The organism is Enterobacter cloacae complex sp. GF14B, from assembly GCF_004136805.1.
GTDB lineage: Bacteria > Pseudomonadota > Gammaproteobacteria > Enterobacterales > Enterobacteriaceae > Enterobacter > Enterobacter hormaechei_C.
The window spans coordinates 1-26,117 of record NZ_QFRV01000028.1; the positions used below are offsets into that span (position 1 = coordinate 1).

The 26,117-nt window shown below is 54.6% G+C and carries 29 protein-coding genes; 12 read left to right on the top strand and 17 right to left on the bottom strand.

All coding sequences use genetic code 11. The features are described 5' to 3' along the window. Nucleotides 1-205, bottom strand: a 205-nt coding sequence (locus tag DD606_RS11275; protein WP_139158309.1) for a type VI secretion system contractile sheath small subunit, incomplete at its 3' end; no start/stop codon positions are given. Nucleotides 206-801: 596 nt separating this feature from the next. Here DD606_RS11275 and DD606_RS11280 point away from each other — a divergent pair. Then, a complete protein-coding gene (locus DD606_RS11280) occupies nt 802-2,397 on the top strand; it encodes an FAD-NAD(P)-binding protein (RefSeq protein WP_129258645.1) in 1,596 nt (531 codons plus the stop codon). Between the two features lie 28 nt (nt 2,398-2,425). Here DD606_RS11280 and DD606_RS11285 read toward each other — a convergent pair whose 3' ends face one another. Together DD606_RS11285 and DD606_RS11290 are read right to left on the bottom strand one after the other, a co-directional pair. Continuing rightward, complete coding sequence (locus DD606_RS11285) at nt 2,426-3,061, bottom strand: carbonic anhydrase (protein ID WP_003857662.1); 636 nt, start codon at nt 3,059-3,061, stop codon at nt 2,426-2,428. 72 nt (nt 3,062-3,133) lie between these two features. Further along, complete coding sequence (locus DD606_RS11290; RefSeq protein WP_003857664.1) at nt 3,134-3,916, bottom strand: MBL fold metallo-hydrolase; 783 nt, start codon at nt 3,914-3,916, stop codon at nt 3,134-3,136. 125 nt (nt 3,917-4,041) lie between these two features. Here DD606_RS11290 and DD606_RS11295 point away from each other — a divergent pair, with 125 nt between their 5' ends. Beyond that, nucleotides 4,042-4,182 carry a hypothetical protein gene (locus DD606_RS11295; protein WP_003857665.1) on the top strand — a complete coding sequence of 47 codons (141 nt, stop codon included), beginning with the start codon at nt 4,042-4,044 and terminating at the stop codon, nt 4,180-4,182. Nucleotides 4,183-4,238: 56 nt separating this feature from the next. Here DD606_RS11295 and DD606_RS11300 read toward each other — a convergent pair whose 3' ends face one another. Together DD606_RS11300 and DD606_RS25935 are read right to left on the bottom strand one after the other, a co-directional pair. After that, on the bottom strand, nt 4,239-5,645 hold the full coding sequence (locus DD606_RS11300; RefSeq protein WP_063855509.1) for a DUF1996 domain-containing protein: 1,407 nt from the start codon (nt 5,643-5,645) through the stop codon (nt 4,239-4,241). Nucleotides 5,646-5,789: 144 nt separating this feature from the next. Further along, a complete protein-coding gene (locus tag DD606_RS25935; RefSeq protein ID WP_032653328.1) occupies nt 5,790-5,957 on the bottom strand; it encodes a hypothetical protein in 168 nt (55 codons plus the stop codon). 245 nt (nt 5,958-6,202) lie between these two features. Between DD606_RS25935 and DD606_RS11305 the strand changes: the two genes are divergently transcribed. The 4 genes from DD606_RS11305 to DD606_RS11320 are packed head-to-tail and all read left to right on the top strand — an operon-like array spanning nt 6,203 to nt 9,266. Next, complete coding sequence (locus DD606_RS11305; protein ID WP_129258647.1) at nt 6,203-7,033, top strand: ABC transporter substrate-binding protein; 831 nt, start codon at nt 6,203-6,205, stop codon at nt 7,031-7,033. A 1-nt stretch (nt 7,034) separates the two neighbouring features. Further along, nucleotides 7,035-7,850: an amino acid ABC transporter ATP-binding protein gene (locus DD606_RS11310; RefSeq protein WP_023324533.1), complete on the top strand. Its 816-nt coding sequence runs from the start codon at nt 7,035-7,037 to the stop codon at nt 7,848-7,850. Next, complete coding sequence (locus tag DD606_RS11315) at nt 7,850-8,596, top strand: amino acid ABC transporter permease (protein WP_045346414.1); 747 nt, start codon at nt 7,850-7,852, stop codon at nt 8,594-8,596. Before DD606_RS11310 ends, DD606_RS11315 begins: the two co-directional genes overlap by 1 nt. Beyond that, a complete protein-coding gene (locus DD606_RS11320; protein WP_032609051.1) occupies nt 8,580-9,266 on the top strand; it encodes an amino acid ABC transporter permease in 687 nt (228 codons plus the stop codon). The genes DD606_RS11315 and DD606_RS11320 overlap by 17 nt, the downstream gene beginning before the upstream one ends. On the opposite strand, the gene fumD is transcribed toward DD606_RS11320, so the two are convergent. The 4 genes from fumD to DD606_RS11340 all read right to left on the bottom strand — a co-directional run bounded on the left by fumD (nt 9,247) and on the right by DD606_RS11340 (nt 12,084). After that, on the bottom strand, nt 9,247-9,456 hold the full coding sequence (fumD, locus tag DD606_RS11325; RefSeq protein WP_003857676.1) for a fumarate hydratase FumD: 210 nt from the start codon (nt 9,454-9,456) through the stop codon (nt 9,247-9,249). The genes DD606_RS11320 and fumD overlap by 20 nt on opposite strands. 108 nt (nt 9,457-9,564) lie before the next feature. After that, nucleotides 9,565-10,377 (bottom strand): MetQ/NlpA family ABC transporter substrate-binding protein, encoded by an 813-nt coding sequence (locus DD606_RS11330; RefSeq protein ID WP_003857677.1) that lies wholly within the window; start codon nt 10,375-10,377, stop codon nt 9,565-9,567. Nucleotides 10,378-10,400: 23 nt separating this feature from the next. Further along, nucleotides 10,401-11,069, bottom strand: a complete 669-nt coding sequence (locus DD606_RS11335) for a methionine ABC transporter permease (protein ID WP_045332075.1) — start codon at nt 11,067-11,069, stop codon at nt 10,401-10,403. Then, on the bottom strand, nt 11,062-12,084 hold the full coding sequence (locus DD606_RS11340) for a methionine ABC transporter ATP-binding protein (RefSeq protein ID WP_022650926.1): 1,023 nt from the start codon (nt 12,082-12,084) through the stop codon (nt 11,062-11,064). The genes DD606_RS11335 and DD606_RS11340 overlap by 8 nt, the downstream gene beginning before the upstream one ends. A gap of 400 nt (nt 12,085-12,484) precedes the next feature. Between DD606_RS11340 and DD606_RS11345 the strand changes: the two genes are divergently transcribed. The 4 genes from DD606_RS11345 (at nt 12,485) to lpp (ending at nt 17,361) form a co-directional block, all read left to right on the top strand. Beyond that, nucleotides 12,485-13,855, top strand: a complete 1,371-nt coding sequence (locus DD606_RS11345) for a cystathionine beta-synthase (protein WP_129258649.1) — start codon at nt 12,485-12,487, stop codon at nt 13,853-13,855. A gap of 12 nt (nt 13,856-13,867) precedes the next feature. Then, a complete protein-coding gene (locus tag DD606_RS11350; protein ID WP_032609047.1) occupies nt 13,868-15,013 on the top strand; it encodes a PLP-dependent aspartate aminotransferase family protein in 1,146 nt (381 codons plus the stop codon). A 377-nt stretch (nt 15,014-15,390) separates the two neighbouring features. Next, nucleotides 15,391-16,812, top strand: a complete 1,422-nt coding sequence (pykF, locus tag DD606_RS11355) for a pyruvate kinase PykF (RefSeq protein WP_003857687.1) — start codon at nt 15,391-15,393, stop codon at nt 16,810-16,812. A gap of 312 nt (nt 16,813-17,124) precedes the next feature. Beyond that, a complete protein-coding gene (gene lpp / locus DD606_RS11360) occupies nt 17,125-17,361 on the top strand; it encodes a murein lipoprotein Lpp (protein WP_001082307.1) in 237 nt (78 codons plus the stop codon). Nucleotides 17,362-17,421: 60 nt separating this feature from the next. Here lpp and DD606_RS11365 read toward each other — a convergent pair whose 3' ends face one another. From DD606_RS11365 to sufA, 7 genes are all read right to left on the bottom strand, one after another. Beyond that, complete coding sequence (locus tag DD606_RS11365; RefSeq protein ID WP_022650923.1) at nt 17,422-18,435, bottom strand: L,D-transpeptidase family protein; 1,014 nt, start codon at nt 18,433-18,435, stop codon at nt 17,422-17,424. A 97-nt stretch (nt 18,436-18,532) separates the two neighbouring features. After that, entirely contained in the window at nt 18,533-18,949 is a 417-nt protein-coding gene (sufE, locus tag DD606_RS11370) for a cysteine desulfuration protein SufE (protein WP_003857730.1), read from the bottom strand. A 14-nt stretch (nt 18,950-18,963) separates the two neighbouring features. Beyond that, entirely contained in the window at nt 18,964-20,184 is a 1,221-nt protein-coding gene (sufS, locus tag DD606_RS11375; protein WP_063855503.1) for a cysteine desulfurase SufS, read from the bottom strand. After that, complete coding sequence (sufD, locus tag DD606_RS11380) at nt 20,181-21,452, bottom strand: Fe-S cluster assembly protein SufD (protein WP_022650922.1); 1,272 nt, start codon at nt 21,450-21,452, stop codon at nt 20,181-20,183. Before sufD ends, sufS begins: the two co-directional genes overlap by 4 nt. Next, nucleotides 21,427-22,173, bottom strand: a complete 747-nt coding sequence (sufC, locus tag DD606_RS11385; protein ID WP_003857736.1) for a Fe-S cluster assembly ATPase SufC — start codon at nt 22,171-22,173, stop codon at nt 21,427-21,429. Before sufC ends, sufD begins: the two co-directional genes overlap by 26 nt. Nucleotides 22,174-22,182: 9 nt before the next feature. Beyond that, on the bottom strand, nt 22,183-23,673 hold the full coding sequence (gene sufB, locus DD606_RS11390; protein ID WP_003857739.1) for a Fe-S cluster assembly protein SufB: 1,491 nt from the start codon (nt 23,671-23,673) through the stop codon (nt 22,183-22,185). Between the two features lie 8 nt (nt 23,674-23,681). Further along, complete coding sequence (gene sufA / locus DD606_RS11395) at nt 23,682-24,050, bottom strand: Fe-S cluster assembly scaffold SufA (RefSeq protein ID WP_003857741.1); 369 nt, start codon at nt 24,048-24,050, stop codon at nt 23,682-23,684. 39 nt (nt 24,051-24,089) lie between these two features. Here sufA and DD606_RS11400 point away from each other — a divergent pair, with 39 nt between their 5' ends. Both DD606_RS11400 and DD606_RS11405 read left to right on the top strand, forming a co-directional pair. Beyond that, nucleotides 24,090-24,305, top strand: a complete 216-nt coding sequence (locus tag DD606_RS11400) for a hypothetical protein (protein ID WP_255573097.1) — start codon at nt 24,090-24,092, stop codon at nt 24,303-24,305. A gap of 377 nt (nt 24,306-24,682) precedes the next feature. After that, a complete protein-coding gene (locus tag DD606_RS11405; RefSeq protein ID WP_059370751.1) occupies nt 24,683-25,138 on the top strand; it encodes a DUF3828 domain-containing protein in 456 nt (151 codons plus the stop codon). A gap of 109 nt (nt 25,139-25,247) precedes the next feature. On the opposite strand, the gene DD606_RS11410 is transcribed toward DD606_RS11405, so the two are convergent. Beyond that, complete coding sequence (locus DD606_RS11410; RefSeq protein WP_003857744.1) at nt 25,248-25,976, bottom strand: MerR family transcriptional regulator; 729 nt, start codon at nt 25,974-25,976, stop codon at nt 25,248-25,250. Between the last annotated feature and the right edge of the window lie 141 nt (nt 25,977-26,117).

The window sequence follows — 26,117 nt, forward strand, 5'->3', positions numbered from 1 at the left end:
CCGAAAGTACGCTGTTGAAGTTATTTTTATTGACGTTGATTTTCTCCCTTTCCGATAATGGGCGATTCTCTTTTCCATTACTGAAATCACCGACGGTGAGGAGTTTAAGCGGCAGTTCGATTTTCTTCTGCGCGCCACCTGTATGCAGAGCCAGCTTTAAGTTTATGCGTGCCTTGGGCACCTCATTCTGGAATGAATCGGCCATAGCAATCCCTTTCTTTAAAAGAAATAAATGTTAAGTGAGTGACGTTTCTTTACAAAGCCATATTAGAGCAAATGTCCATTTGAAATCAACTTTTCAGATCAAAGATCTACAATTAGACTTTTCTTAAGAATATTCCACCAACAAGAATAAAAAAGAACGCCGCGTAGCGGCCTGCCGAAATGCCCTTGCGCGCTTTTTGTGAGCCTGACAAAAAGTTGCTCAAAGGTTGGCTACCAGATTATTTTGTTACTTTATCGAAGTGATGGAATAGTCCAGCCACGGACCATTCCATCACTCACAGTTATAAAAAATAAGGATAATATTGGCCCCACTATATATTTAAATATCCTATCTCTTTTTTTAACCCCTATCACATACAGATAATCGATAAACCTGGGACCAAACAGTTATTCCTTTCAGAAAATCAGGCAGAATTATATCTAATCAGCAGGGTCAATTGAATTGACTTTCCCATAAATTCAGGAAGGGGCGCAACATCCCCTCTTCTAAACGTCTTAATTTCTCCCTTCATTGAATGACTTAGCCTTTCTCCTGCTACGCTTGTTGTATGGTTCAGAAACGCAGGAACGCTTTCGATGAAAAAAATCGCCATTATCGGCTCAGGCCCAACAGGGATTTACACCTTTTACACACTTCTTAACAACGCAGCGCCGCTTTCGATCACCGTTTTCGAAAAGGCAGACCAACCCGGTGTCGGAATGCCCTACAGCGACGAGGATAATTCCCGGCTGATGCTGGCGAACATCGCCAGTATTGAAATACCGCCCATTTTCATCACTTACCTGGACTGGCTCAAACAGCAGAATGCGGCCCGCCTTGCCCGCTATAACGTCGACAGTGAGAAGCTGCACGACCGGCAATTTCTGCCCCGTATTCTGCTGGGTGAATATTTCCACGACCGGTTTCTCGCTGTCGCTGCCGAGGCGAAAAAGGCTGGGTTTCATATCGAGGTTCACCCCAACGCAGAAGTCACTGATATTAAGGCTGATGCAGACGGCGTGGCCCTTTCAGTGAACGATGCCCCTTTCTCAAGGCGGTTTGATCTTGCGGTTGTTGCCACCGGCCACGTCTGGCCTGATGAAGATGAAACCACCCGCGCATATTTCCCAAGCCCATGGTCAGGGCTGATGGACGCGGAGATCCGCGCCTGTGAAGTGGGGATCATGGGTACATCCCTCAGCGGGCTGGACGCTGCAATGGCGGTTGTGATGCAGCATGGCCGGTTTAGCGGGAAGCAGTTCGTTGTCAATAAAGGCAGCGAAGGGCTAAAAATCATGCTGATGTCCCGCACGGGCGTTCTGCCGGAGGCCGATTTTTACTGCCCTATCCCTTATGAACCACTGTCGGTGTTAACGGATTGTGTGGTGGCAAGCGAAATCGACAAAGGCCCGGATGGGCTGCTTGACCGCATCTTTGCGCTGATGGTGAAAGAGCTTGAGCTGGCCGATCCGCGATGGTGTCAGGCGATAGCGCTCGGCACGCTGAATGCCGACACGCTCCGTGATGCCTGGTTTGAGGATCGTAAAAAGCACGGTCCTTTCACCTGGGCCGAAGCGAATCTGAAAGAAGTGGAGCGCAACAAGCGCGAAAAACGCACCGTTGCCTGGCGCTATACCGTGCTTCGTCTGCATGAAGTGGTACAGGCCATCGTCCCTTCACTCAATGAGCATGACAGAGAGCGGTTTAAATCGGGGCTGGAGCGTGTGTTTATCGATAATTATGCCGCCATTCCACCGCAGTCTATCCGCCGGTTACTGGCGCTGCGCGAGGCAGGGATCATTAGCGTGGTCGCACTCGGTGATGATTACGATCTGGATATCGGCAGCGATCAGACCGTCATCACCACGGCAAAAAAAAGTTACCGCTTCGACGTGTTTATCGACGCGCGCGGACAAAAGCCGCTCAGAAACAAGGACATTCCCTTCCCCACCCTGCGTAAACAGCTTGCGGGAACCGGCGATGACGTTCCGGACGTGGGAGAAGACTATACGTTGCTGGCGCCGGCATCACTGCGGGGGCGTATCGCTTTTGGGGCGATCCCCTGGCTGATGCACGATCATCCGTTTGTTCAGGGTTTGTCTGAGTGCGCTGAAATTGGTAAAGCGATGGCGGAAGCAGCTGGAAAACCTGCGTCGGGCGTGCGAAGGAAGTTACCTTACATGGAGTTTTAACAGGGCTTCCCTGCCCTGCGGTGTCGGATTACTCGAAGAAGACTTCCGGGTTTTCCGACAACGACACGAACGATTTAGTGTTCTTGTCCAGGGCAAGGATTTTGCCGCTTTCGATGTCATATACCCAGCCGTGCAGGCGAATGGCATTGTTGCGCAGGCCTACCGCCACCGACGGATGGGTCTTGATGTTGCTCAGCTGCGCAAAGACGTTTTCCTGCACCATCGCATTCACTTTATCGATTGGCTTATCCCAGGTTTTCTTCTCCACCACCGCTTTTGCCGCATCAGAATAGCGCAGCCAGTGGGAAACGGCCGGCATCGGCTCCAGATCGGCGTTGTCAGCAATCGCCTTCATCGCGCCGCAGTTGGAGTGGCCGCAAATAACGATATCGGTCACGCCCAGGGCCACTACCGCATATTCGATGGTCGCAGAGACACCGCCAGGCTCCGGCCCGAACGGAGGCACAATGTTGCCCGCGTTTCGAATGACAAAGAGCTGTCCTGGCTCCTGTTGCGTAACCAGTTCCGGAACCAGACGGCTGTCGGAGCAGGAGATAAACAGCGCTTTGGGATTCTGACTGGACGCTAAACTACGAAAAAGCTCTTTACGTTGCGGGAAAATCTCTTTTTGAAAGCTGAGAAAACCTTCAATGATATGTTGCATAGCCATTTCTCTTTTATCTGTTTTAGTTTAGGTATGATCGCGATCACACTCGTAAAATTTAACCACCGCGTCTTAGCGGAGACAAGCAATATATTTCTGGCCCGACCGCTGCACGATCTCATCTGCGTTCACCGGGATGTTCTGCCCTTCAAAGGCCCCGTACAGGCGCTGGTACGTTTTCCCGGTCAGTCGGCCGATCACCGACTCAACGGTGCGGGCAGGCAGCGGCAGCATATTCGGATAACTCCACATAAACGACACGGCGTCTTTCCCGGGTGTAACCTGCAAAATATCACCGGCCAGCAGCACGCCGTCGCCTGACTGCCAGTGCAGCACCGTGCCGCCTGCAAAATGCCCGCCCAGCCGCAGCAGAGTCACCAAAGGCATAATCTCCAGGGCGTCCTCCTCCCAGAAGCGTATCGCCGGGCTGTCACGCATCACCCACTGCCGATCGCTGGCGTGCAGGTAGATCGGCGCGTTAAACGCGGCGGCCCATTCCTGCATGGTGGTGTAGTAATGCGGGTGCGAAATCGCGATCGCGCTGATGCCCCCGAGCGCGTCAACTAACGCTCTGGTCGCCGGGTCAAGATTGGCGATGCAGTCCCACAGAACATTGCCCTGTGGCGTACGCAGCAGAAGCGCGCGCTGGTTGATGGCAAAAGCGGGAACGGTTTTGATGCTGAACAGCTGCGGCTCCAGCTGTTGCCATTTGTTGGTGTGCGTGGTCGTGAGGCTGTCGAAGTCCGTCCATGCCTGGCCCGTCACCGGGACATACTGGCGCTCATCGTCGCAAATCGGGCAGTTTTTGGGCTGTTCATCGTAAGCGGTACCGCAGGTTTTACAGAGTGTAATCATCGGCTTTCCTCAGCAATAAAGCACTGAGTATGGCAGGGATTATCCATATGTGCTGAGGGGTGCCTGGCCCGCTTTTTTTGACTTATACTGTGCCAGTATCAAAAACTGAATAACGCAGGTGGCACATGGAAATTGATCTCGATAACTTAGTCTTTAACGGGCTGGATGAAGCAGAAGAGCGCAACGCGGAACGTCTCGACGATGCGGATAAAAAAGCCCAGGCGATTGTCGCCGATGACGACTGCGGCGATGCCTGCAAGATCTGAAGAAAAAGCACCGGGCTCCCCGGTGCTTTTTTATGAATGCCTTTTGCTACCCAATATCAGATCTCCGGCGTTTTGCTAAACCCGGTCAGCATCAGGATCAGGCTTTGGGGAGATGAGCCCGTCTCAAACTGATAGTGATTTCCCTGACGATCGCCGCCGATATACCACGAAATTTCGGTTTTCCCTTCTGCCAGCGCCTTACGCACCGCTTTATCCACGTCCACCATCCGGTATTCGCGGGAGTGGTTCAGGTAAAGCACCGCATCCGAGCGGTAGTTGCAGGACGGCCGTGAATGCCAGCTTACGGTGGCCGGATCCCAGTCGTTACTCGCCGGATAGAAGAAAATTTGATCCGCGCCGTTGGTTTCCACTTTCCCGCCAAAAATTCTTACGCGGTATTTAAACTGGGCAGGATCCTGTCCGGCAGGCAGCGGTGGAATGTGGAACTTCACCAGCGACAATGTTTCGCTGTTTTTCGTGCGTCCACCGTTCTTCCAGTTATCCTGCGCCAGTAAGACCTGGGGATCGGGCTGTGAAAGTGCGGGTTCTATGCTGCTGAGCCAGACGTTGGCCTTCGCTTTTGAATAACCATACGGCACGGTGGTGCCGCAATCCATTCCGCGGTTCATGCACAGGTCGGTCATAAAGCGCGCGGCATCTTCCGTCCAGCCGTTCATGAAGTCAGCATGTGCCGTATACAGGCTACCCCACCGCTCTTCACGCTCACTGCCATGCATGATGGGGTCGAGGGAAAGCTGGACTTTACTGGTATCCAGAGAGCTAATTGTCGGGAGCACGTACGCAATATTCATGTTCACCGTCGGGATCTTCACCGGGAAGGCGGACGGACACTGTCCTTTCGTATCGTAGGTGGCGTTAGCCAGGCCGTGGGCGGGCTTCAGGTTGACCCCGTCCCAGCAGTTCGGGAACTGAATGCCGATATTAAACTGCACGGCATCCTTCGCCTTGCGTAAGCCGCAGACTTCACCCGTTCTGGTGGTGTAACCCTTGCCATTGGCGCATAAAAAGGTGATATGCAGATTTGGCGCGGTGCCGTGGTGATCGCCCGCCAGCAGCGACAGCCCCGCCGGGAACGGGTGCAGCGGCCAGGCGTCAACGTTCGATGCTTGATAATAGGTTTTTTGATAGGCGGGTTTGACCACCGTTCCGTCCGGCAATTTTAGCGACGGAGCCCAGTAGGCCGAGCTGTCTGCTTTGTTATCGCAGGTGGTCTTTTCCTGGGTACGCAGCGATTCACGGCTGGAGTAAGCATCCGTATGCACGTTACCAAAAAAATCGTGCAGCATAGCCTCGTTGGGCATGCCGAACATCATAATGGCATCATCGCCGAGGGTGTGGGAATAACTGCATACAACATGTGCCTGTGGTCCAGCGTGTGCCGCCTGCATGGTAAGCAGAAGTGCGGTGGCAGAAAGCGCGGGGGTTAATACTGTCCGTTTCATTATTATCTCCATCTGTGAAAGGAGATAGTGGTAACAAAACGGCCATCATTTACCGAGGATTAGCCTGGGTATTTTTCCCTTCATCCCCGCTTTACAGGCACCACGCACAGCTCATTCCAGTACATTTCGCGCGTCCGGCGCAGTTCAGCGTGACGTTTTATCATGGAACCACTCCGGGTCGATGTTGGCTACGTCCACGCCATACAGGCTGGCGACAGGCAGTATTGACTCAAGAACACGTTGCGCGCTGTTCTCCGCATTCACTGGTCGGGGCGCAAAAAACCGCCGTAACGTGCTTATCCATTTTTTCATCGTCATTACCCTTCTCGCTTAACCTGTCCTCAGTTAAACACCCAAATTGCGCCCGGGGGAAATATCAAAATCCACTGTCGATGTGCAGGATCTGCAAATAGCGCCCCGCCGTCTGCTCTCTTCTTTAACACCTTGTTCACTCATGCTTTTTTTCTCATAGCAAAGAACGATTTCTTATTTGGCGATAGCTTTCCCTTATGGGAGCGTAACGGGGTAAAACAAAAACAACGGGATGGCGTATGACTATGGCTGCAAAAATGAAAGGGTTTAAAAAACGGGCGCAGGTTCTGGGATTAGTGGCTGCCTGGGGCCTGGTTTCAGCGCAGGCGCAGGCCGATCGGCTGACGGATATCAAGGCAGCAGGCGTGGTGAAGGTGGCCACGTTTGATGCTAATCCACCCTTTGGCTCGATTGATGCCAAAACGCATGAGATCGTGGGTTACGATGTGGACTTCGCCAAAGCGCTGGCGAAATCGCTCGGCGTCAAGCTTGAACTGGTCACCACCAATCCGGCTAACCGCATTCCGCTGCTACAGTCCGGAAAAGCGGATCTCATCGTGGCGGATATCACCATCACCCCGGAACGCGCACAGGTCATTGATTTCTCGACGCCTTACTTCGTCACCGGCCAGCAGTTCCTGGTCCCGGTAAAATCACCGGACAAGCTTGATGACTATAGCCGGGCACGCATTGGCGCCGTAAAAGGTACGACGGGTGAACAGGCGCTGCACCAGCGTTTTCCGCAGTCCCGCGTCCTCTCTTACGATGACATCCCGCTGGCGCTGACGGCACTGCGCAATGGTAACGTGCAGGCCATTACCCAGGACAGCACCATTCTGGCTGGTCTGCTGGCGCAGGCGCCGGATAAAGCCGACTTCAAAATCCTGCCCGACCTGCTCAGTAAAGAAGAGATTGGCGTGGGGGTGAAAAAGGGTGAAACGGCGCTGCTGAAAGCCGTTAACGATGAGCTGGTTAACCTGGAGAAAAACGGCCAGGCGGCAAAAATCTATGACGTCTGGTTCGGTCCAGGCAGCCCTGCTCCACAGCCTCGTAACTTTAAAATAGAAGCCCGGTAATATGCTCTCAGGTTTATTTTCGCACTCCGCGGCCAATGCCGCGGATTTTTCACGTCTGGAACAGGCCAGCGTTGAGTTTCGCCATGTGGACAAACGCTACGGCGACCATCCGGTTTTAACCGACATTAATCTCACCATCATGCCGGGTGAAGTGGTTGCCATTCTCGGCCCTTCGGGTTCCGGAAAATCGACCCTGATTCGGCTTATCAACCAGCTTGAGAGCCTGAGCGGCGGGGAGATTCTGGTCGACCACAAGCCGACCGGACAGCTTTCCGGCAGCAGGCTACGTCAGTTACGCAGCCGCGTCGGGTTTGTATTCCAGCAGTTCAATCTCTATGCCCACCTTACCGCCAGCCAGAACATCACCCTGGCACTGGAGCACGTTCACGGCTGGAAACCCCTGCCCGCCCAGGAGCGCGCGCTGGCGCTGCTGGAGAAGGTCGGCATGCTGGAGAAGGCGCACCGCTACCCTGCTGAACTTTCCGGCGGACAACAGCAGCGCGTGGCGATTGCCCGCGCTCTGGCCTCGTCGCCGCAAATCATTCTCTTTGACGAGCCAACGTCGGCACTCGACCCGGAGATGATTGGCGAAGTGCTGTTGGTGATGAAAGCCCTTGCCCACAGCGGGATCACCATGATTGTCGTCACCCATGAGATGCAGTTCGCCCGGGAAATTGCCGATCGAATCGTCTTTATCGACGGTGGACACATTCTGGAAACCGCGTCCCCGGCGCAATTTTTCAACCAACCGTCGCATCCGCGTGCGAGGCGGTTCCTGCAAAAAGTGCTGGATCCGCTGCGTCAGGAGCAACTGTAATGCCCGCTCTGGACTGGCAGGGGGTGCTGGCCGAACAGCCCCTGCACTGGATCCTCTCCGGATTTCTCACCACTCTGTGGGTGACGCTGGCGGGGATTATGCTGGCAAGCCTGCTCGCCTTGTTCTTTATGCTTTTACGGCTTTCCGGGGGACGTCTCGGGACCTCGTTCGTCAGCGGCTGGGTATCGCTGTTTCGCAATACGCCGCTGCTGGTGCAGCTGCTGTTCTGGTATTTCGCCGCCTGGAACGGGTTGCCGCAGGAGCTGCGTGACGCGGTGAATGCAGACCACAGCTGGTCCATTTTGCCCGGTGACGTCTGGTGGTTTACGCCCGAATTTTTATGCTCCGCCTGGGGGTTAGGCGTATTTACCTCGGCGTTTTTAATTGAAGAAGTCGAATCGGGGCTCCGTTCCGTACCTGCCGGGCAACGGGAGGCGGCGCTCGCCCAGGGATTTTCCTCATGGCGTCTGTTTCGCTACATTCTTCTGCCACAGGGGCTCGCTAACGCCTGGCAACCCGTCGTTGGCCAGTACCTTAACCTGATGAAGCTCTCCTCGCTCGCGAGCGGAATTGGCTTCGCCGAACTGACCTACCAGGTTCGCCAGATAGAAAGTTACAACGCCCATGCCCTGGAAGCCTTTACCGTCGGTACGGTGCTCTACTTACTTACCGGGATGGTGACGGGGAGCATGCTGGGGCGCCTCGGCCCCCATTCAGGGAGGAAAAATCATGATCCCCGGATTTAACGTTATTGTCGAAAACCTGGATTATCTGCTTTGGGGACGTGCGATTGCGGGAGAACCCGGCGGCGTACTGCTCTCACTGCTGATGGCCGCTGGCGCCGCCGCGCTTGCCCTGCCCGGCGGGATTGTGCTGGCATGCGTCGCCTGGCGCTATCCCGGCGTGGTGCGCAGTGCGCTGTTTGCGTGGGCAGAGTTGATTCGCGGGATCCCCCTGATCTTCGTAATATTCTGGATGTGGTATCTGCTGCCGCTGATAACCGGCAGGGATCTCCCTGGCGCGACGACCGTCACGCTGGCGCTGGCCTGGTTTACCGCGGCTGCGGTGATGCATTCGGTATTAGCCGGACTGAGAGCTCTACCGTCGGGCCAGAATGAGGCCGCGCTTTCTCAAGGGTTCAGTACGCAGCAAACGCTGTGGCGCGTGCTGCTGCCGCAGGCGCTGAGAAATATTCTGCCGTCGCTGGTGGGGATTTTTATCAGCCTGCTGAAGGATACGTCGTTGGCGTTTATCGTGAACGTTCCTGAACTGACCACGGTGGCGGGACAGGTCAACAACCGGGTGCAAATTTACCCGGCGGCCATTTTTATCTTTACGGGTGTGATCTATTACCTGCTCTGCAGCTCGCTTGAGCTGCTCGCGAAGCGCTGGCGCGTTAGCCGGCCAGCGCTTTAACCACCGTTTCCATCGCTTTGGTGGTCAACTCACTGCGCTTAACGCGCTGGTTCGCCAGCGCGGTACGCAGTACGCCCGCAATGACAATATGTTTCGGCTCCTGCCCTAAATCACGCATTTCGAGAACGACCTTGCCTACCACCCGACACATCTCCTGGTACAGCGCTTCGTCTTTGGTCACATTGCCCATTGCCATCACTCCGTTGCCCTAAACCGTCAGCTTAAATCATTCGTCGGCTGGATACAAAAAAGAAGCCCGGCGTGTTGTTCGCCGGGCTTCGTCTGGAAAATCAGTCGATTAGTTGTTAACCGGGATGACTGCGCCTTTGTATTTGGTGCGGATCCAGTCCTGAATCTCTTTGGAGTGCAGCACGTTCACCAGCGCGACGATATCCTTCTTCTTCTCGTCACCGCGATGAACGGTAATGATGTTGGCGTACGGGTTATTCTCACCGCTTTCAACCGCAATTGGATCGTGGACCGGATCCAGGCCAGCATCAATCGCGTAGTTGGCGTTGATCACCACCGCAGCACCTTCGTCGTTGTTGTACATCTGCGGCAGCAGAGACGCTTCGACGTTAGGGGTAAATTGCAGCTTTTTCGGGTTCTCCACGATATCGCTGATGCGCGCGGTCACTTTATCGATGCCCGGCTTCAGCTTGATCACGCCCTCTTTTTCGAAGATAGAGAGAATACGCCCTTCCTCGGAAACCGCATCACGCATGATGATTTTGCCGCCTTCCGGCAGATCCTTCAGCGATTTGTATTTTTTTGAATAGATACCGATCGGCTCAATGTGGATTGCGCCCGCACTGACAAAATCATAATCCTTATCGCCCGCGTGATCTTTCAGCACGCTGTTCAGGTAAGGGATATGCTGGAAATAGTTGGCGTCAATGTCATGCCCCGCCAGCGCAGTGTTTGGCAGTATGTAGTCCTGGAAGGGTTTAATCTCCAGATCGATCCCCTGCTTCGCCAGAATCGGCTTAGCCTGCTCCAGAATTTCCGCGTGGGGGGTATTGGACGCCCCCACGGTGAGCGTGTCCGCCCAGGAGGCAAAGCTCAGGGCGCTCAGGGTTGCGGCGGCGATCAGTGTCAGTGTCTTTTTCATGATGTGGTTCCTGTGTGTATTTATTAGCGTTTATCTAACAGTGAAGTAATGGCATCGCCGCAGAACTGGATAATGAACACGATGATCAGAATGGTCACCGTTGCCACCAGCGTGACGTCACCATGGTTGCGCTGGAAACCTTCCAGATAAGCCAGATTTCCCAAACCGCCGGCACCTATCACCCCTGCCATTGCGCTGTAGCTCACCAGCGCAATCAGCGTCACCGTCATACCTGAAACCAGTGCGGGTGAGGATTCCGGCAATAAAACCCGAAACACTAACGTGCTCAGCCGCGCGCCCATCGAACGCGTGGCCTCAATGACCCCTTTGTCCACTTCTCGCAGGGCAATCTCGACCAGACGGGCGTAGAACGGCGCCGCGCCCACAATCAGGGCGGGCAGCGCGGCGTTAGCGCCAAGAATGGTCCCCACAACGGTCTTGGTGAACGGGATCAGCAGAACAATGAGAATAATGAACGGAATCGAGCGGAACACGTTCACCACAATCGACATCACGCTGTAGACCGTGCGGTTGTGGAATAACCCGCCGCGGGCGGTTAGAAACAGCGCCAGACCGAGCGCGATCCCCAAAACAAACGTCGCCACGCCGGAAAGCGCAGTCATGTAGAGCGTCTCCTGGGTTGCAGCCCAAAGTTGATCCCACTTCAGGTGCGGAAAGAGTTGTTCAGCCATGCTTGATTACCTCGCCTTCAATATCGCTTTGCTTCAGGTCGGCGAGGATATTGTTCAGTTGTTCATCCGATGCCACCACGTGCACCCAGAGCTGGCCGAAAACACCGTGGGCGGTTTGCGTCATTTTGCCGTGCAGAATGTTAAACGGCAGGCCGTAGCGCAGGGTTAGTTCACCGACGATCGGCCTGTGCGTGCTGTGCCCGGTGAAGGTCAGCCTGATTACCGTGCCTTCCAGATCGTTTGCCAGTTCGGTATTGAAGGTCTCTTCCTCCGCGTACTGGCTCACCTGGCGGACAAACTGCCGGGTGATCGGCTGCTGCGGATGCGTAAACACGCTCAGTACGTCCCCCTCTTCCACCACCTTACCGTTCTCCATAACCGCCACGCGGTCGCAGATTTTGCGCACCACGTGCATCTCATGCGTAATGAGTACGATGGTCAGGTTAAAGCGACGGTTAATGTCCAGGAGCAGATCGAGGATCTGATCGGTGGTTTGTGGATCCAGCGCCGAGGTGGCTTCATCACACAGCAGTACGTCCGGATGATTGGCCAGCGCGCGGGCAATGCCCACACGCTGTTTTTGCCCGCCGCTCAGCTGCGACGGGTAAGCATTCTCGCGTCCCTTCAGGCCGACCAGCTCCACCAGCTCGGCAACGCGAGCCTGAATTTGCGCTTTTGGCACACCGGCAATTTGCATTGAAAAGGCGATGTTTTCCTTCACCGTGCGCGACCAGAGCAGATTAAAGTGCTGGAACACCATGCTGATTTTCAGGCGTGCCTGACGCAGCGCTTCTCCCTTCGCGGCGGAGATATCCTGACCGTTAATGGTGACGCTGCCGGCGCTGGGCTTTTCCAGACCGTTCAGCAGACGGATCAGCGTACTTTTCCCGGCCCCGCTGTAACCGATGATCCCGTAAATCTGTCCCTGCTCTATCGTCAAGTTGACGTTATCAACGGCTGTCAGCGCCAGCTTTCCGTTGTCAAAGACCTTCGAAATATTGCTGAGTACGATCATTCTTATTCGTTATCCGTTACGCATATAGCGGTTTAGCAGTATGGATGTCCAAAAGATAGTAAACAGCCGTTATCAGCTTTTAAATGACCAAAAAAGAATTTCTTATAATTCTGCGGAATAAGCAGCGAACTGGCGGGTGAAAAAGCATTTAGATGAATATCAGCAATAATTATCTGCCATTTGCATATCAGGTCACACTCACCCGGCGAAATCGGTTAATTTTGCAGCACTTTATGCGGATTTAGCCATCCTCACATCCGGACAACTTTACGTCTTGCTGTCTTTCCATCTGAAAACACAAGGATTATTCCTTTCTGTTCTTAAACCTGGTGAAACGTTCTTTATTGAGAAAATTTCATGGTTCTATCATCCGGTCATCACCTCTTCACAGGACATGACCATGACGCTTTACCACTCCGTCACCGAACTGATTGGCCGTACGCCGCTCATCCAGCTGCACAAGCTGGACACCGGCACCTGCTCGCTGTTTCTGAAGCTGGAAAACCAGAATCCCGGCGGCTCGATTAAAGACCGCGTCGCGCTGTCGATGATTAACGAAGCCGAGCGTACGGGCCAGCTAAGGCCCGGCGGCACCATTATTGAAGCTACGGCGGGGAACACCGGCCTGGGGCTGGCGTTGATTGCGGCGCAGAAGGGCTACTCGCTGATCCTGGTGGTGCCGGACAAAATGAGCCGCGAGAAGATTTTCCACCTGCGCGCGTTAGGGGCGCAGGTCGTGCTGACCCGCTCGGATGTGAACAAAGGGCATCCGGCCTATTATCAGGATTATGCCCGGCGGCTGGCGAACGAACTGCCAGGCGCGTTTTATATCGACCAGTTCAGTAACGCGGCCAATCCGCTGGCGCATCGCACCACTACCGCACCGGAACTGTTTGAACAGCTTGACGGCCAGATCGATGCCATCGTCGTCGGCGTGGGGTCCGGCGGTACGCTGGGCGGCTTACAGGCGTGGTTTGCAGAACATTCGCCGCAGACGGAATTTGTGCTTGCCGATCCGGCCGGGTCGGTACTGGCGGACCAGGTTGAGACCGGACGCTATCACGATGCCGGCTCGTGGCTGGTTGAAGGGATTGGCGAAGACTTTATTCCTCCGCTGGCGCACATCGAGGGGGTTAACCGCGCCTGGCGCATTACCGATCGCGAGGCGTTCACCACCGCCCGCGATCTGCTAAAAACGGAAGGGATCCTGGCAGGCTCCTCCACCGGCACGCTGCTGGCGACAGCGCTGAAATATTGCCAGGCGCAGACTACGCCAAAACGTGTGGTCACCTTCGCCTGCGACAGCGGCAATAAATACCTCTCGAAGATGTTCAACGACGACTGGATGCGCCAGCAGGGGCTGATTTCGCGTCCGCAGGCAGGCGATCTCTCGGACTATATTGCCCTGCGCCACGATGAAGGCGCGACGGTGACTGCCGCCCCGGACGACACGCTTTCCACCGTGCTGGCCCGCATGCGCCTGTACGACATCTCTCAGCTGCCGGTGCTCGATAACAACAAGGTCGTCGGCATCATCGACGAGTGGGACCTGCTGCGACACATCGGGGGAGATGCCGATCGCTTCTCCCTCCCCGTGACGGCGGCCATGACGCGTCAGGTCGAATATCTGGATAGGCAGGCCCCGGAGAGCGCCCTGTACGCCATCTTTGACCGTGGCCTGGTGGCGATTATTTATGACGAAAACCGCTTTCTGGGTTTGATCACACGCAGTGACGTACTCACCGCCTGGCGTAACCGCCTGAAAAAATAAAAGGAGCAAAAGATGAAAAACCTGGCCACCCTCAGCGTTCACAGTGGTGAGTATCACGACCCGCACGGCGCCGTGATGCCGCCAATTTACGCCACGTCGACGTTTGCGCAACCGGCACCGGGTGAACATACCGGCTACGAATACTCCCGGAGCGGCAACCCAACCCGCCATGCGCTGGAGACCGCCATCGCCGAACTGGAAGGCGGCACGCGCGGGTACGCCTTCGCGTCAGGGCTGGCGGCCATTTCCACCGTGCTCGAACTGCTGGATCAAGACAGCCATATCGTCGCCATTGACGACGTGTATGGCGGTACGTATCGCCTGATCGAAAACGTGCGCAAGCGCAGCACCGGGTTACAGGTGAGCTGGGTTAAGCCGGACGATGTAGCCGGACTTGAGGCCGCCATTCGCCCGGACACGCGCATGATCTGGGTGGAAACGCCAACGAACCCGCTGCTGAAACTGGCCGACCTGGAGGCCATCGCGGACATTGCCCGGCGCCATAATGCGATCAGCGTGGCGGATAATACCTTCGCCTCCCCGGTCATTCACCGGCCGCTGGAGGCGGGGTTCGACATAGTGGTCCACTCCGCCACCAAATATCTCAACGGTCATTCAGACGTGGTTGCCGGGCTGGCTGTTGTGGGGGCGAATAAGGATCTGGCGGAGCGTCTGGGCTATCTGCAAAACGCGATTGGCGGCGTTCTGGATCCGTTCAGCAGCTTCCTGACGCTGCGGGGCATTCGCACCCTCTCACTGCGCGTTGAGAAGCACAGCGCCAATGCGCTGGCGATTGCGCAATGGCTGGAGCAGCATCCGCAGGTAGACAGCGTGTTCTATCCCGGGCTGGCGTCACATCCCCAGTATGCGCTGGCCCGCAGACAAATGGCGCTGCCGGGCGGCATGATCTCCGTTGTGATTAAAGGCGATGCGCAGCGCGCGACAGAGGTGATCCGTCATCTTACGCTCTTTACCCTGGCGGAAAGCCTTGGCGGTGTGGAGAGTCTGGTGAGCCAGCCCTACAGCATGACCCACGCCTCCATTCCACTGGCGCAGCGTCTTGCAAACGGCATTGTGCCGCAGCTTATCCGCCTGTCGGTGGGGATTGAAGATGCGAAGGATCTGATCGCCGACCTTAAACAAGCGCTGAAAAAGTGAGCAAAAAACGGCGGGCGTTGCGCCTGCCGTCATAAGATGACATTAGGCCTTAACGCCTTGATAACAAACTTATGTGAATCTGCACAGATTGTTTTTGAAACGCTGTTTCCATTTTCCTTTTTACTGTAAATCAGCGTATAATGCGCGCCAAATCCCTGGTGAATGGTTTCAGCGCTTGGAATACAAAAAACAACGTACAACTTCTCCTCTCCTTCGTTGGGCTGGCACTCAGGCACACTTTCTTCTGCACGCTCATTTGATGTCACCTATTCTTAGTGCGTGTCATATACTCTTTCGCAACACAGGTTTGACTCCGCGGCGGTGCGCCCCCGGAGCGAGATTTCCATATCCTTCCCAACTTAAAGACTAAGACTGTCATGAAAAAGACGAAAATTGTTTGTACTATCGGCCCGAAAACCGAATCCGAAGAGATGCTGAGCAAAATGCTGGATGCCGGCATGAACGTGATGCGTCTGAACTTCTCCCACGGCGACTATGCTGAACACGGCCAGCGTATCCAGAACTTGCGCAACGTGATGAGCAAGACCGGGAAAAAAGCGGCAATCCTGCTCGACACCAAAGGTCCTGAAATCCGCACCATCAAACTGGAAGGCGGTAACGACGTTTCCCTGAAAGCGGGCCAGACCTTCACCTTCACCACCGACAAATCCGTTGTGGGTAATAACGAAATCGTTGCCGTGACCTACGAAGGCTTCACCAGCGACCTGTCTGTTGGCAACACCGTGCTGGTAGATGACGGCCTGATCGGCATGGAAGTGACCGCTATCGAAGGTAACAAAGTTATCTGTAAAGTGCTGAACAACGGCGATCTGGGCGAAAACAAAGGCGTCAACCTGCCGGGTGTGTCCATTGCTCTGCCAGCGCTGGCTGAAAAAGACAAACAAGACCTGATCTTCGGCTGCGAACAAGGCGTGGACTTCGTTGCTGCCTCCTTTATCCGTAAACGTTCTGACGTGGTTGAGATCCGTGAGCACCTGAAAGCGCACGGCGGCGAGAACATCCAGATCATCTCCAAGATCGAAAACCAGGAAGGCCTGAACAACTTCGACGAAATCCTCGAAGCGTCTGACGGTATCATGGTAGCGCGTGGCGACCTGGGCGTTGAAATCCCGGTTGAAGAAGTGATCTTCGCGCAGAAGATGATGATCGAGAAATGTGTTCGCGCGCGTAAAGTGGTTATCACCGCAACGCAGATGCTGGACTCCATGATCAAAAACCCACGCCCTACCCGCGCTGAAGCAGGCGACGTTGCGAACGCCATCCTCGACGGTACCGATGCCGTTATGCTGTCTGGCGAATCTGCAAAAGGGAAATACCCTCTGGAAGCGGTCAGCATCATGGCGACCATCTGTGAGCGTACCGACCGCGTGATGAAAAGCCGTCTGGATTACAACAACGACAGCCGTAAACTGCGCATCACCGAAGCCGTGTGCCGTGGTGCGGTAGAAACCGCCGAGAAACTGGAAGCCCCGCTGATTGTCGTGGCGACCCAGGGCGGTAAATCTGCGCGTGCCGTGCGTAAATACTTCCCGGATGCGACCATTCTGGCGCTGACCACCAACGAAACCACCGCGCGTCAGCTGGTGCTGAGCAAAGGCGTGATCCCACACCTGGTGAAAGAGATTGCCTCTACCGATGATTTCTATCGTCTGGGTAAAGAAGTGGCTCTGGAACTGGTTGATTGTGGCCTGGCTCAGAAAGGCGACGTGGTGGTTATGGTTTCTGGCGCGCTGGTTCCAAGCGGCACCACCAACACGGCATCTGTCCACGTGCTGTAATATTTCACGAACAAATTATTGTTTTGTTAAAAAGCGTCCTTCGGGGCGCTTTTTTTATTCCCGCCTTTAACCAGAACTATTCAAAAAGCAAATCGGGTTTTTCTATTTAATCGCGATTTATCTAAGATGAATCCGATGAAAAATGCCTTTTTTAACATAGCTTTTTCGTCAAAATTGCCGATTTCGTTGCTTCTTTGAGCGAACGATCAAAAATAGGCGTAATCCCATCAAAAAAATATTCTCAACCCAAAAAACTTTGTGTAATACTTGTAACGCTACATGGAGATTAACTCAATCTAGAGGGTATTAATAATGAATCGTACTAAACTGGTACTGGGCGCGGTAATCCTGGGTTCTACTCTGCTGGCAGGTTGCTCCAGCAACGCTAAAATCGATCAGCTGTCTTCTGACGTTCAGACTCTGAACGCTAAAGTTGACCAGCTGAGCAACGACGTGAACGCAATGCGTTCCGACGTTCAGGCTGCTAAAGACGACGCAGCTCGCGCTAACCAGCGTCTGGACAACCAGGCTACTAAATACCGTAAGTAATAGTACCTGTTAATAAAATGGCGCACATTGTGCGCCATTTTTTTTGCCTTAGTCAAACCTCTACTGAAGCGCTTTCTCTCCCTCGTCTTCCGCCACCGCCGCTGAGACACGACTATTCTGAACCGACAGGACAGAATTGCTGGCTGACGAACCATTGCCTGTTGAAACGGCAACCGGGATCCCGGCTCTGCGCGCCAGGGCTTTATCGATAAGCGTTTTATCGCTACCTGACTCCGCTGCAAAAGCGGTAAACGCCGCCGAGTGCGTGAACGGCACCGTCTGTGGGTTTTCGCCCTCTGCCTGCGCCAGCGGCCTGTGCACTTCGATATAACGTTTGCCGTCCGGCTCGACGGAGAACTTCACCGGCTCATTGATAATCTGCACCCGCGTGCCGACGCGCACTTGCTCAAACAACGCTTTGATATCCGGCGCGTTCATCCGCATACAGCCCGAGCTGACCCGCAGCCCTACGCTGTCCGGCGCGCTGGTGCCATGAATAAGATATTCCCCATTCCCGATACCCAGACGAAGCGCAAAGCGCCCCAGCGGGTTATTTGGCCCTGCGGGTACCACAGGCGGCAGTTTAATTCCCTGGGCCAGTGAGCGCGCTCTGATGCCCGCTGTGGGGGTCCAGGTAGGGTTAGGGATTTTCTGACTCACACGGGTGGTGCTGACCGGTGTTTCCAGCCCAAGCTGACCAATACCCAGCGGATAGACCTGCACGATATTTTCGCCAGGCGGATAGAAGTAAAGACGCAGCTCCGCCAGATTCACCACAATGCCCTCACGCTCGGTGTCCGGCAGTAGCATCTGGGAAGGGATCGTAATGACCGTTCCTGGCGCAGGATTCACCGGTGCAATGGTATTATTGGTTTCAAGGATGAGCTGTGCGGCGGTATTAAACCGACGAGCGATAGACTGAAGTTTATTGTCCCCTTCCTGAATGGTGTATGTCTGGTTTTGCCCAATCAGGCGGCTGCCTGCGGGCGGTAAAGGATAATCAACCGCCCTGGCTGAATTAACAGCACTGAGCGAACCAAGGAGTAATAGAGTTATTAGAGACGCGCGCTTCATGCTGAGATTCCTTATTCACTGACCAAACGTCAGAAAGCTGAAAAACCAGCGAGGTGGAAACCACCCCGCGAAACAGAATGAATGCTGTTCTGTCAGTTTAGCTAAGGATTGCGGCTTTGGCGCGTATGGCGCGGATCATCGCTTCCAGTCCCTGGGATCGGGACGGGGTGAGGTGTTGGGTTAAGGCCATTTTTTCAAACCACGGGCGAACGTCAAAGGCGACAATATCCTGCGCCGACATCTGGTGATAAAGAATAAATACGACGGCAATAAGCCCCTTCACAATGGCGGCATCGCTGTCACCCTGTAAATCGATTACGCCATCATCCGTCTGCTGCATCTGGATCCAGACCTGGCTCTGGCAGCCCTGAATGATGTTGTCCGGGTTATGCGCCTCTTCGCTGAGCGGCGGCAGGCGCTGACCCAGTTCGATGATATAAAGGTATTTCTCTTCCCAGTTCGCGCAACGCCCAAAGTTGCGCAGCAATTTATCTCTGTCCGGCAAATCTGCCATCTCTCGCCTCTCCGTTAGCCAAGCAGCTGGTGAATACGTTTTAGTCCCGCCACCAGTCTGTCGACCTCTTCCGTTGTGTTGTACATCACCAGCGATGCGCGGCACATAGCCGGTACCTGATAATACGCCATCAGCGGCATCGCGCAGTGATGCCCGGTACGTACGGCGACGCCGTAATTATCAAGGAAACTGCCCACATCATAGGCGTGATGCTTGCCGAGGTTGAAGGCTATCACACCCAGACGGTCAGCAGGACCATATAAGGTCAGGTCCGGGACGCTGACCAGCTCCTGCAAGGCGTAATGCATCAGCAACTGTTCGTACTCCTGAATCGCCGCCAGCCCCGTTTCAGAGACGTAGCTAATGGCCGCGCCCAGCCCGATGATCCCGCCCGTGTTGGGCGTACCCGCCTCGAAGCGCCAGGGCGCACGGGCGTATGTTGTGCCGTCCGTCAGGCTGACGGTGGCGATCATGGACCCGCCCCCTTCCCACGGCGGCATGGCCTGGAGAATGTCCTCTTTCACATACAACACGCCGATGCCCGTCGGGCCATACAGCTTGTGCCCGGAGAAGACGTAGAAATCGCAGTCCAGGGCCTGAACGTCAACCGCATGGTGCATCACCGCCTGGGCACCATCAATCAACACTTTCGCACCGGCCTGATGGGCTTTGTCGACGATCAGCGCCACCGGATTTTCCGTGCCCAGCACGTTTGAAACGTGGGTCACCGCCACAAGCCGCGTTCTGTCGTCCAGCAGAGCGTCCAGCTTTTCCAGCTGGAGCGTGCCGTCTTCATTCAGGGGGATCACCCGCAGTTGCGCCCCCACACGCTCGCAGAGCATCTGCCAGGGCACGATGTTGGCGTGGTGCTCCATCTGGGTGATGATGATGTTATCCCCCGCGTGCACCTGCGCATTACCCCAGCTGTTAGCCACCAGGTTGATCCCTTCGGTGGTGCCACGCACAAACACCAGCTCTTCCGGCGAACGCGCGTTGAGGAAGGCCGCAACCTGCGTGCGCACGTTTTCCATGCGCTGGGTCGCCTCGGCGCTCAGGGTGTGGATCCCGCGATGTACCGCCGCATAACCGTGGCGGTAAAACTCGGCTTCCGCATCCACCACCTGATTTGGTTTTTGCGCGCTGGCCGCACTGTCGAGATAGGCCAGCGGCAGACCGTTCACTTCACGGGTCAGTACCGGAAAATCTGCCCGGACTTTCTCTACGGGAAATGTCATGCTTCGCCTCCAGGCAGTCGCTGACCGATACGGGCCAGCACCTGCTGTTTAAGTCCGCCATCGGGCAGCGCTTCCGTCAGCTCAGCCGCAAAGGCGTAAATAATCATCTTTTGCGCGGCCTGCTGGTCTATCCCGCGCGAGCGCAAGTAGAACATCTGCTCATCGTCAATACGCCCGACCGTCGCGCCGTGACTGCATTTCACGTCGTCCGCATAGATTTCCAGCTGTGGTTTGGTGTCCACCTCTGCCAGACGTCCCAGCAAGAGGTTGTTGTTGGTCATCTGCCCGTCAGTTTTGATGGCGTGCTGCGCCACGTTGATCAGGCCGTTGAACACCGCACGTCCTTTGTCGCTGACGATGGTTTTGTGCAGCTGACGGCTGTTGCAGTAGCCTTTGTTATGCTCAAGCCAGGTGCGCGTGTCGCACACTTCTGACTTCACCGGCATCGCCAGGCTGTTAATACGCAACGTAGTGTTTTCACCGTTCAGCTGGGTGCTGGTATTGTGGCGCAGCACCGCGCCGCCAAGCAGGAAGCTATGGCTGTACGCCGCGGCATCCTGGCCCAGCAGAATATCGTTGTGGGCGAAGTGGTGACTGAGCGGATTCTCAAACGCCAGCTTGATGTGGTGCAGCTGGGCATTGGCCGCCACGTTCATCGTCAGACGCGAACCGGTAAAATGACGGGTGTCGTTAAGGCTGACGTAATGCTCGATCACCGTCGCCTCCGCCCCTTCTGCCAGCTCAAGATGGTGGCGATAGTGGGCGGTGTTAATCTCATCACCCGCAACGCCCTGGGTGATATGCATCAGCAGCAGCGGTTTCGCCGGACGCTGGTTACGCTTAACGCGAATATGGGTGACAGATTGCGACAGGCTCTCTGTCAGGTGCAGGAAGACTTCAGGCTGAACGGGCGCGTTCAGCGACTGACGTTCATCGTTAATGACGATATCGAACCCGCTCTCCTGCACGCTGTCGCTCAGCTCCGCACGGAACAGACCGTCGACAAACACCAGACGCACGGCATCCACGCTCAGCGCCAGCATGTCGCGCTGATCGGGGCTGACCTGCGCCAGACGGGTGACAAACTCGCCGTTCAGCAGGCCATCCAGCGGGGTATATTTCCAGTTCTCATGTTTACGCGTCGGTAAACCGAGACGCAGCATCTGCTGGAGATGGTGCTGAGCCTGTTCAGAGCGCGCTCCAGCCTGCGCTTCAAACAGCCGGTGCCACTGCTGAAGTGCATTACTGCTGTTCGGTAAGCCAGCCATAACCCTGCTCCTCCAGTTGTTTAACCAGCGTAAAGTCACCGGATTTCACAATGCGTCCCTGGTAAAGCACGTGGACATAGTCCGGTTTGATGTAGTCCAGAATTCGCTGGTAATGTGTCACGATGATAAATGAGCGGTTGCCGTCACGCAGGGAGTTCACCCCGTCGGCAACGATCTTCAGGGCATCGATATCCAGCCCTGAATCGGTCTCATCGAGAATGCACAGCGCTGGCTCCAGAACCGCCATTTGCAGAATATCGTTACGTTTCTTCTCACCGCCGGAGAAACCCACGTTTACCGAGCGGGTCAGCAGATCTTCCGGCATTTTCAGCAGCTTGATCTTCTCTTCCATCAGATCCTGGAAGTCAAAGCGATCCAGCGCCTCAAGGCCGCGATACTTGCGCACCGCGTTCAGCGCGGTTTGCAGAAAGAACTGGTTGCTGACGCCCGGAATTTCCACCGGATACTGGAAGGCCATAAAGATGCCCTCGCCGGCACGCTCTTCCGGCGACATCTCCAGCAGATCTTTGCCGTTAAACTCAACGGAGCCGCTGGTAACTTCATAATCTTCGCGTCCTGCCAGCGTCGCTGAAAGCGTACTTTTCCCGGAGCCGTTTGGCCCCATGATGGCGTGAACTTCACCCGGTTTGACGTCAAAATTGAGGCCACGCAGGATCTCTTTCTCTTCCACGCTAACCTGTAAATCTTTAATGCTTAACATGTGCTTTCCTTAACCGACGCTGTGTTCAAGACTAATGGCGAGGAGTTTCTGGGCTTCAACGGCAAATTCCAGCGGCAGTTCAGAGAACACGTCCTTACAGAAGCCGTTAACGATCATTGAAATCGCATCTTCTTCACTGATCCCGCGTTGCAGGCAGTAGAAAAGCTGATCTTCACCAATACGTGACGTAGTTGCCTCATGCTCAAGCTGGGCGCTGTTATTGCGGCATTCGACATACGGGAAGGTATGCGCCCCGCAGTCCGCGCCAATCAGCATGGAGTCACATTGGGTGAAGTTACGCGCGTTGGTTGCCGTCGGCATGATTTTGACCAGCCCGCGATAGCTGTTCTGGCTGTGACCGGCAGAGATCCCTTTGGAGATGATGGTCGATTTGGTGTTTTTACCGATGTGGATCATCTTGGTGCCGGTATCGGCCTGCTGATGACCGCTGGTCAGTGCCACGGAGTAAAACTCACCGATTGAGTTGTCGCCGCGCAGAATACAGCTCGGGTATTTCCAGGTAATGGCGGAGCCGGTTTCTGACTGCGTCCAGGACATTTTGCTGTTTTCGCCTTCGCACAGCGCACGCTTGGTGACGAAGTTCAGAATACCGCCGGTGTTACCGTCGCCCGGGAACCAGTTCTGTACCGTAGAGTACTTCACTTCCGCATCTTTATGGATGATGACCTCCACCACCGCCGCGTGCAGCTGGTAGCTGTCGCGCACAGGAGCGGAGCACCCTTCGATGTAGCTAACGTAGCTGCCTTCATCGGCCACCAGGATGGTGCGTTCAAACTGGCCGGTTTTTTCCGCGTTGATGCGGAAATAGGTCGAGAGTTCCATCGGGCAGCGCACGCCTTTCGGCACGTAGATAAAGGTACCGTCTGACGCCACCGCCGCATTCAGTGCCGCGAAGAAGTTATCGTTACTGGGTACCACGGTGCCAATGTACTTTTTCACCAGCTCCGGGTGATCGTGAATGGCTTCCCCGAAGGAGCAGAAAATGATCCCCTGCTCCGCCAGTTTTTCACGGTAGGTGGTTGCCACCGAGACGGAGTCAAAAATGGCGTCTACCGCCACCTCTTTGCCTTCGCGCACAGGCACGCCGAGCTGATTGAACGCCTCTTCCACCTCTTTACTCAGGAAGCTGTTCTCGGCACCGGTTTGCTGTACCGCACCGGGTTGCGAGGCGCAGGTATCATCACAGCTGCCGCAGGAGGGCGCAGAGTAATAGCTATAATCCTGATAGTTCAGCTTATCGTAATGCGCTTTCAGCCAGTGGGGTTCTTCCATCTCCAGCCACGCGCGGAATGCGCTCAGGCGAAACTCCAGCATCCACTCCGGCTCGTTACGTTTCGCCGAAATGGCGCGCACGACCTCTTCGTTGATGCCTTTCGCCAGTTCATCGGTTTGCAGCTGCGTGAAGAAACCCTCTTTATAGTTGAGGTGTCCGCCGCTCCAGGTGTTTACATCACTCGTTGCTTCAGTATTACGAGACATAGTACCGCCTATACCCCAAAGCTTTCGCCGCAGCCGCATTCGTTCTGGGCTTTCGGGTTATGAAATTTGAATAACTGGTTTAAACCTTCCCGAACGTAGTCGACTTCGGTTCCATCGATAAACGGCATCGCCTGTAGTGCGACGTATAACTTTGCACCGTCGGTTTCAAAGACCAGATCGTCCTTTTCAGGTTCGGTTACGGTATCCAGCACGTAGCCAAATCCCGCGCAGCCAGTCTGCTTAACGCCTAAGCGTACGCCGAGGATGTCGGGATTTTTTGCCACCAGCTCATGAATATGCGCCGCCGCCGCGGGCGTCAGCGTTAAGCCACGCCAGGCAAAATCGGCCGGATTGAAGGTTTCTGAATGCAGTTCCATAGGTCCACCTCATCTGATAAGCCACCAGGGCATAACACCATGTTAGTGATAACGATTATCACTTCAACCCCCTGCGAGCAGGGGCTTTGGGCTAAACCGCCCTTTTTGGCTACTTTAATTAAGCATAGACCCTGTGACGGGATGCGGATGGGATGGTTAGATTTGTTCAATGCATTGATAAATAATGCATTTCATAAGAAAGGCGGTAAGGTGGCGGGCAATGATAAAAATTGTATTGGAAATACCTATTTTTAAGATAGCTAAAGTACACCCAGGCACCAAATACATTATTTACGTATGCCTCCCCCTTAAGCCAGGTTCTTTTTAATCCTTTTTTGCCTTACCTGGGTGCGCATAAAGACGTTTAATGGATGAGTTAACCATTATTTATCAGTCTGATAGTGGTTAAATTCCGCTCATGATTATTTACATAAACTCATCCCTTTTCGGCGTAATGTTTCCCTTGTTAACCATTTATTCAATAAGGGATTAAATTATGTGTAGTGCCCATAAAGCCGCAGTTCATGCTCGCCAGCATGCAGGTCAGTATAGCCAAAAAAGATGTGCAGAATTTGTTTCAAAATCCATTCGCTCCGGCGGTGCTAATCTACAGAACACATTATGTTAAAGATATGAAAAGCAATTTAATTCTGGCGATCCTGCTTCTGCCCACTCTCGCATCAGCTGCACAGAAGTTACCCCCTGAGGTATCCGCTGCCCTTCAGTTTAATAAGTGGTACATCTCGCAAATTATTATCGGGAAAGAGCCCCTGAAAAACTATGAAGCGCTGAGGCCATATGTAACCCGCGAAACTATCAGCAAACTCAAAGCCATGGATAAGCTGGATCCAGATGAATATGACGTGCCTGACGTCGATATGTTCATCAAGGCTCAGGGATATGAAGATGACTGGGGCATCGTCAGTGCGCGGGCGCTGGATTACGATGCCGCCTGTATGCAGGTTTATATCTCATTCGGCAAAAAGCGGGATCACACCGTGATTGACTGCATGGTCAAGGAAGATGGCGTGTGGAAAGTTGAATCCGTGGCCAGTATGAATATTTCAGACAACCTGATGATGGAATAAACCGACGATATGACAGGGGTACTGATGCTATGCATCTTCGCGGATACCCCTGTCGTATCGCCAGAAGGCAAAATCCCGCACTGGCGGTTTACCGTTGGCCCCCTTAACATCAGTGATGGATCGAAACGGCGAAACCCTGTTCACGCCAGTGGTCGAGCTGCTCCTGTTGACGAGGCGTAGGCGCTTTACCGGTCCAGACGAAGATTTTTTGCCCGGGGAAGAGTTCAGGACGTGGAGAATCAATCGGCTCAGCCAGCACGTCGATATGCCAGCCTTTGTAGGCAAGACGGGCCGCTTCCAGCCACAAATGCGTACGGTCGTCGCACTCCCACCCAATCAGCAGCGCATCCTTACCTGCTTTTTTTCGCGACTCACCCAGGCTTGCAACGGCAAACTCAATCAGGACACCGTCCAGCAGGCTCGCCATGTGACGCACCGTATTCTGGTCCTGGTTCATTCGCTGCCGCACAGGGGTGATGATGTTATCTATCAGAACATCCATCGCATGGTCACGGCGGAACTCGCCGATTTTGGCGCGCAGTTTTGCCGGGCTGGCATAGCGCAGAACGGTTAACATCTCTTCCTGAAACGATGCCCAGTTCCCCTGAGTCATCACTTCTGTATTTTCAAGAAGCGCTTTTACTTTACCGACCGAAACACCCGTTTTCATCAGGCGTTTGATCTCTTCGATACGCAGGATATCTTCATCGTCAAACTGACGATGGCCCCCTTCGCTTCGCTGCGGCTTCAACAATCCATAACGGCGCTGCCAGGCACGCAACGTAACGGGGTTGATACCGCATCGTTCGGCCACTTCGCCGATACTGTAATAGGCCATTAACTCCCTCACGCACAATACTTCCATACCTAACCAAACCAACCTTATCAGATTGTACAAATCATTTGTATAACTAACTCCTCGTTCTGAGACAAGTGAATGGCTCAAAGAACCACTCACTCGTTAATATATTGTTGTATA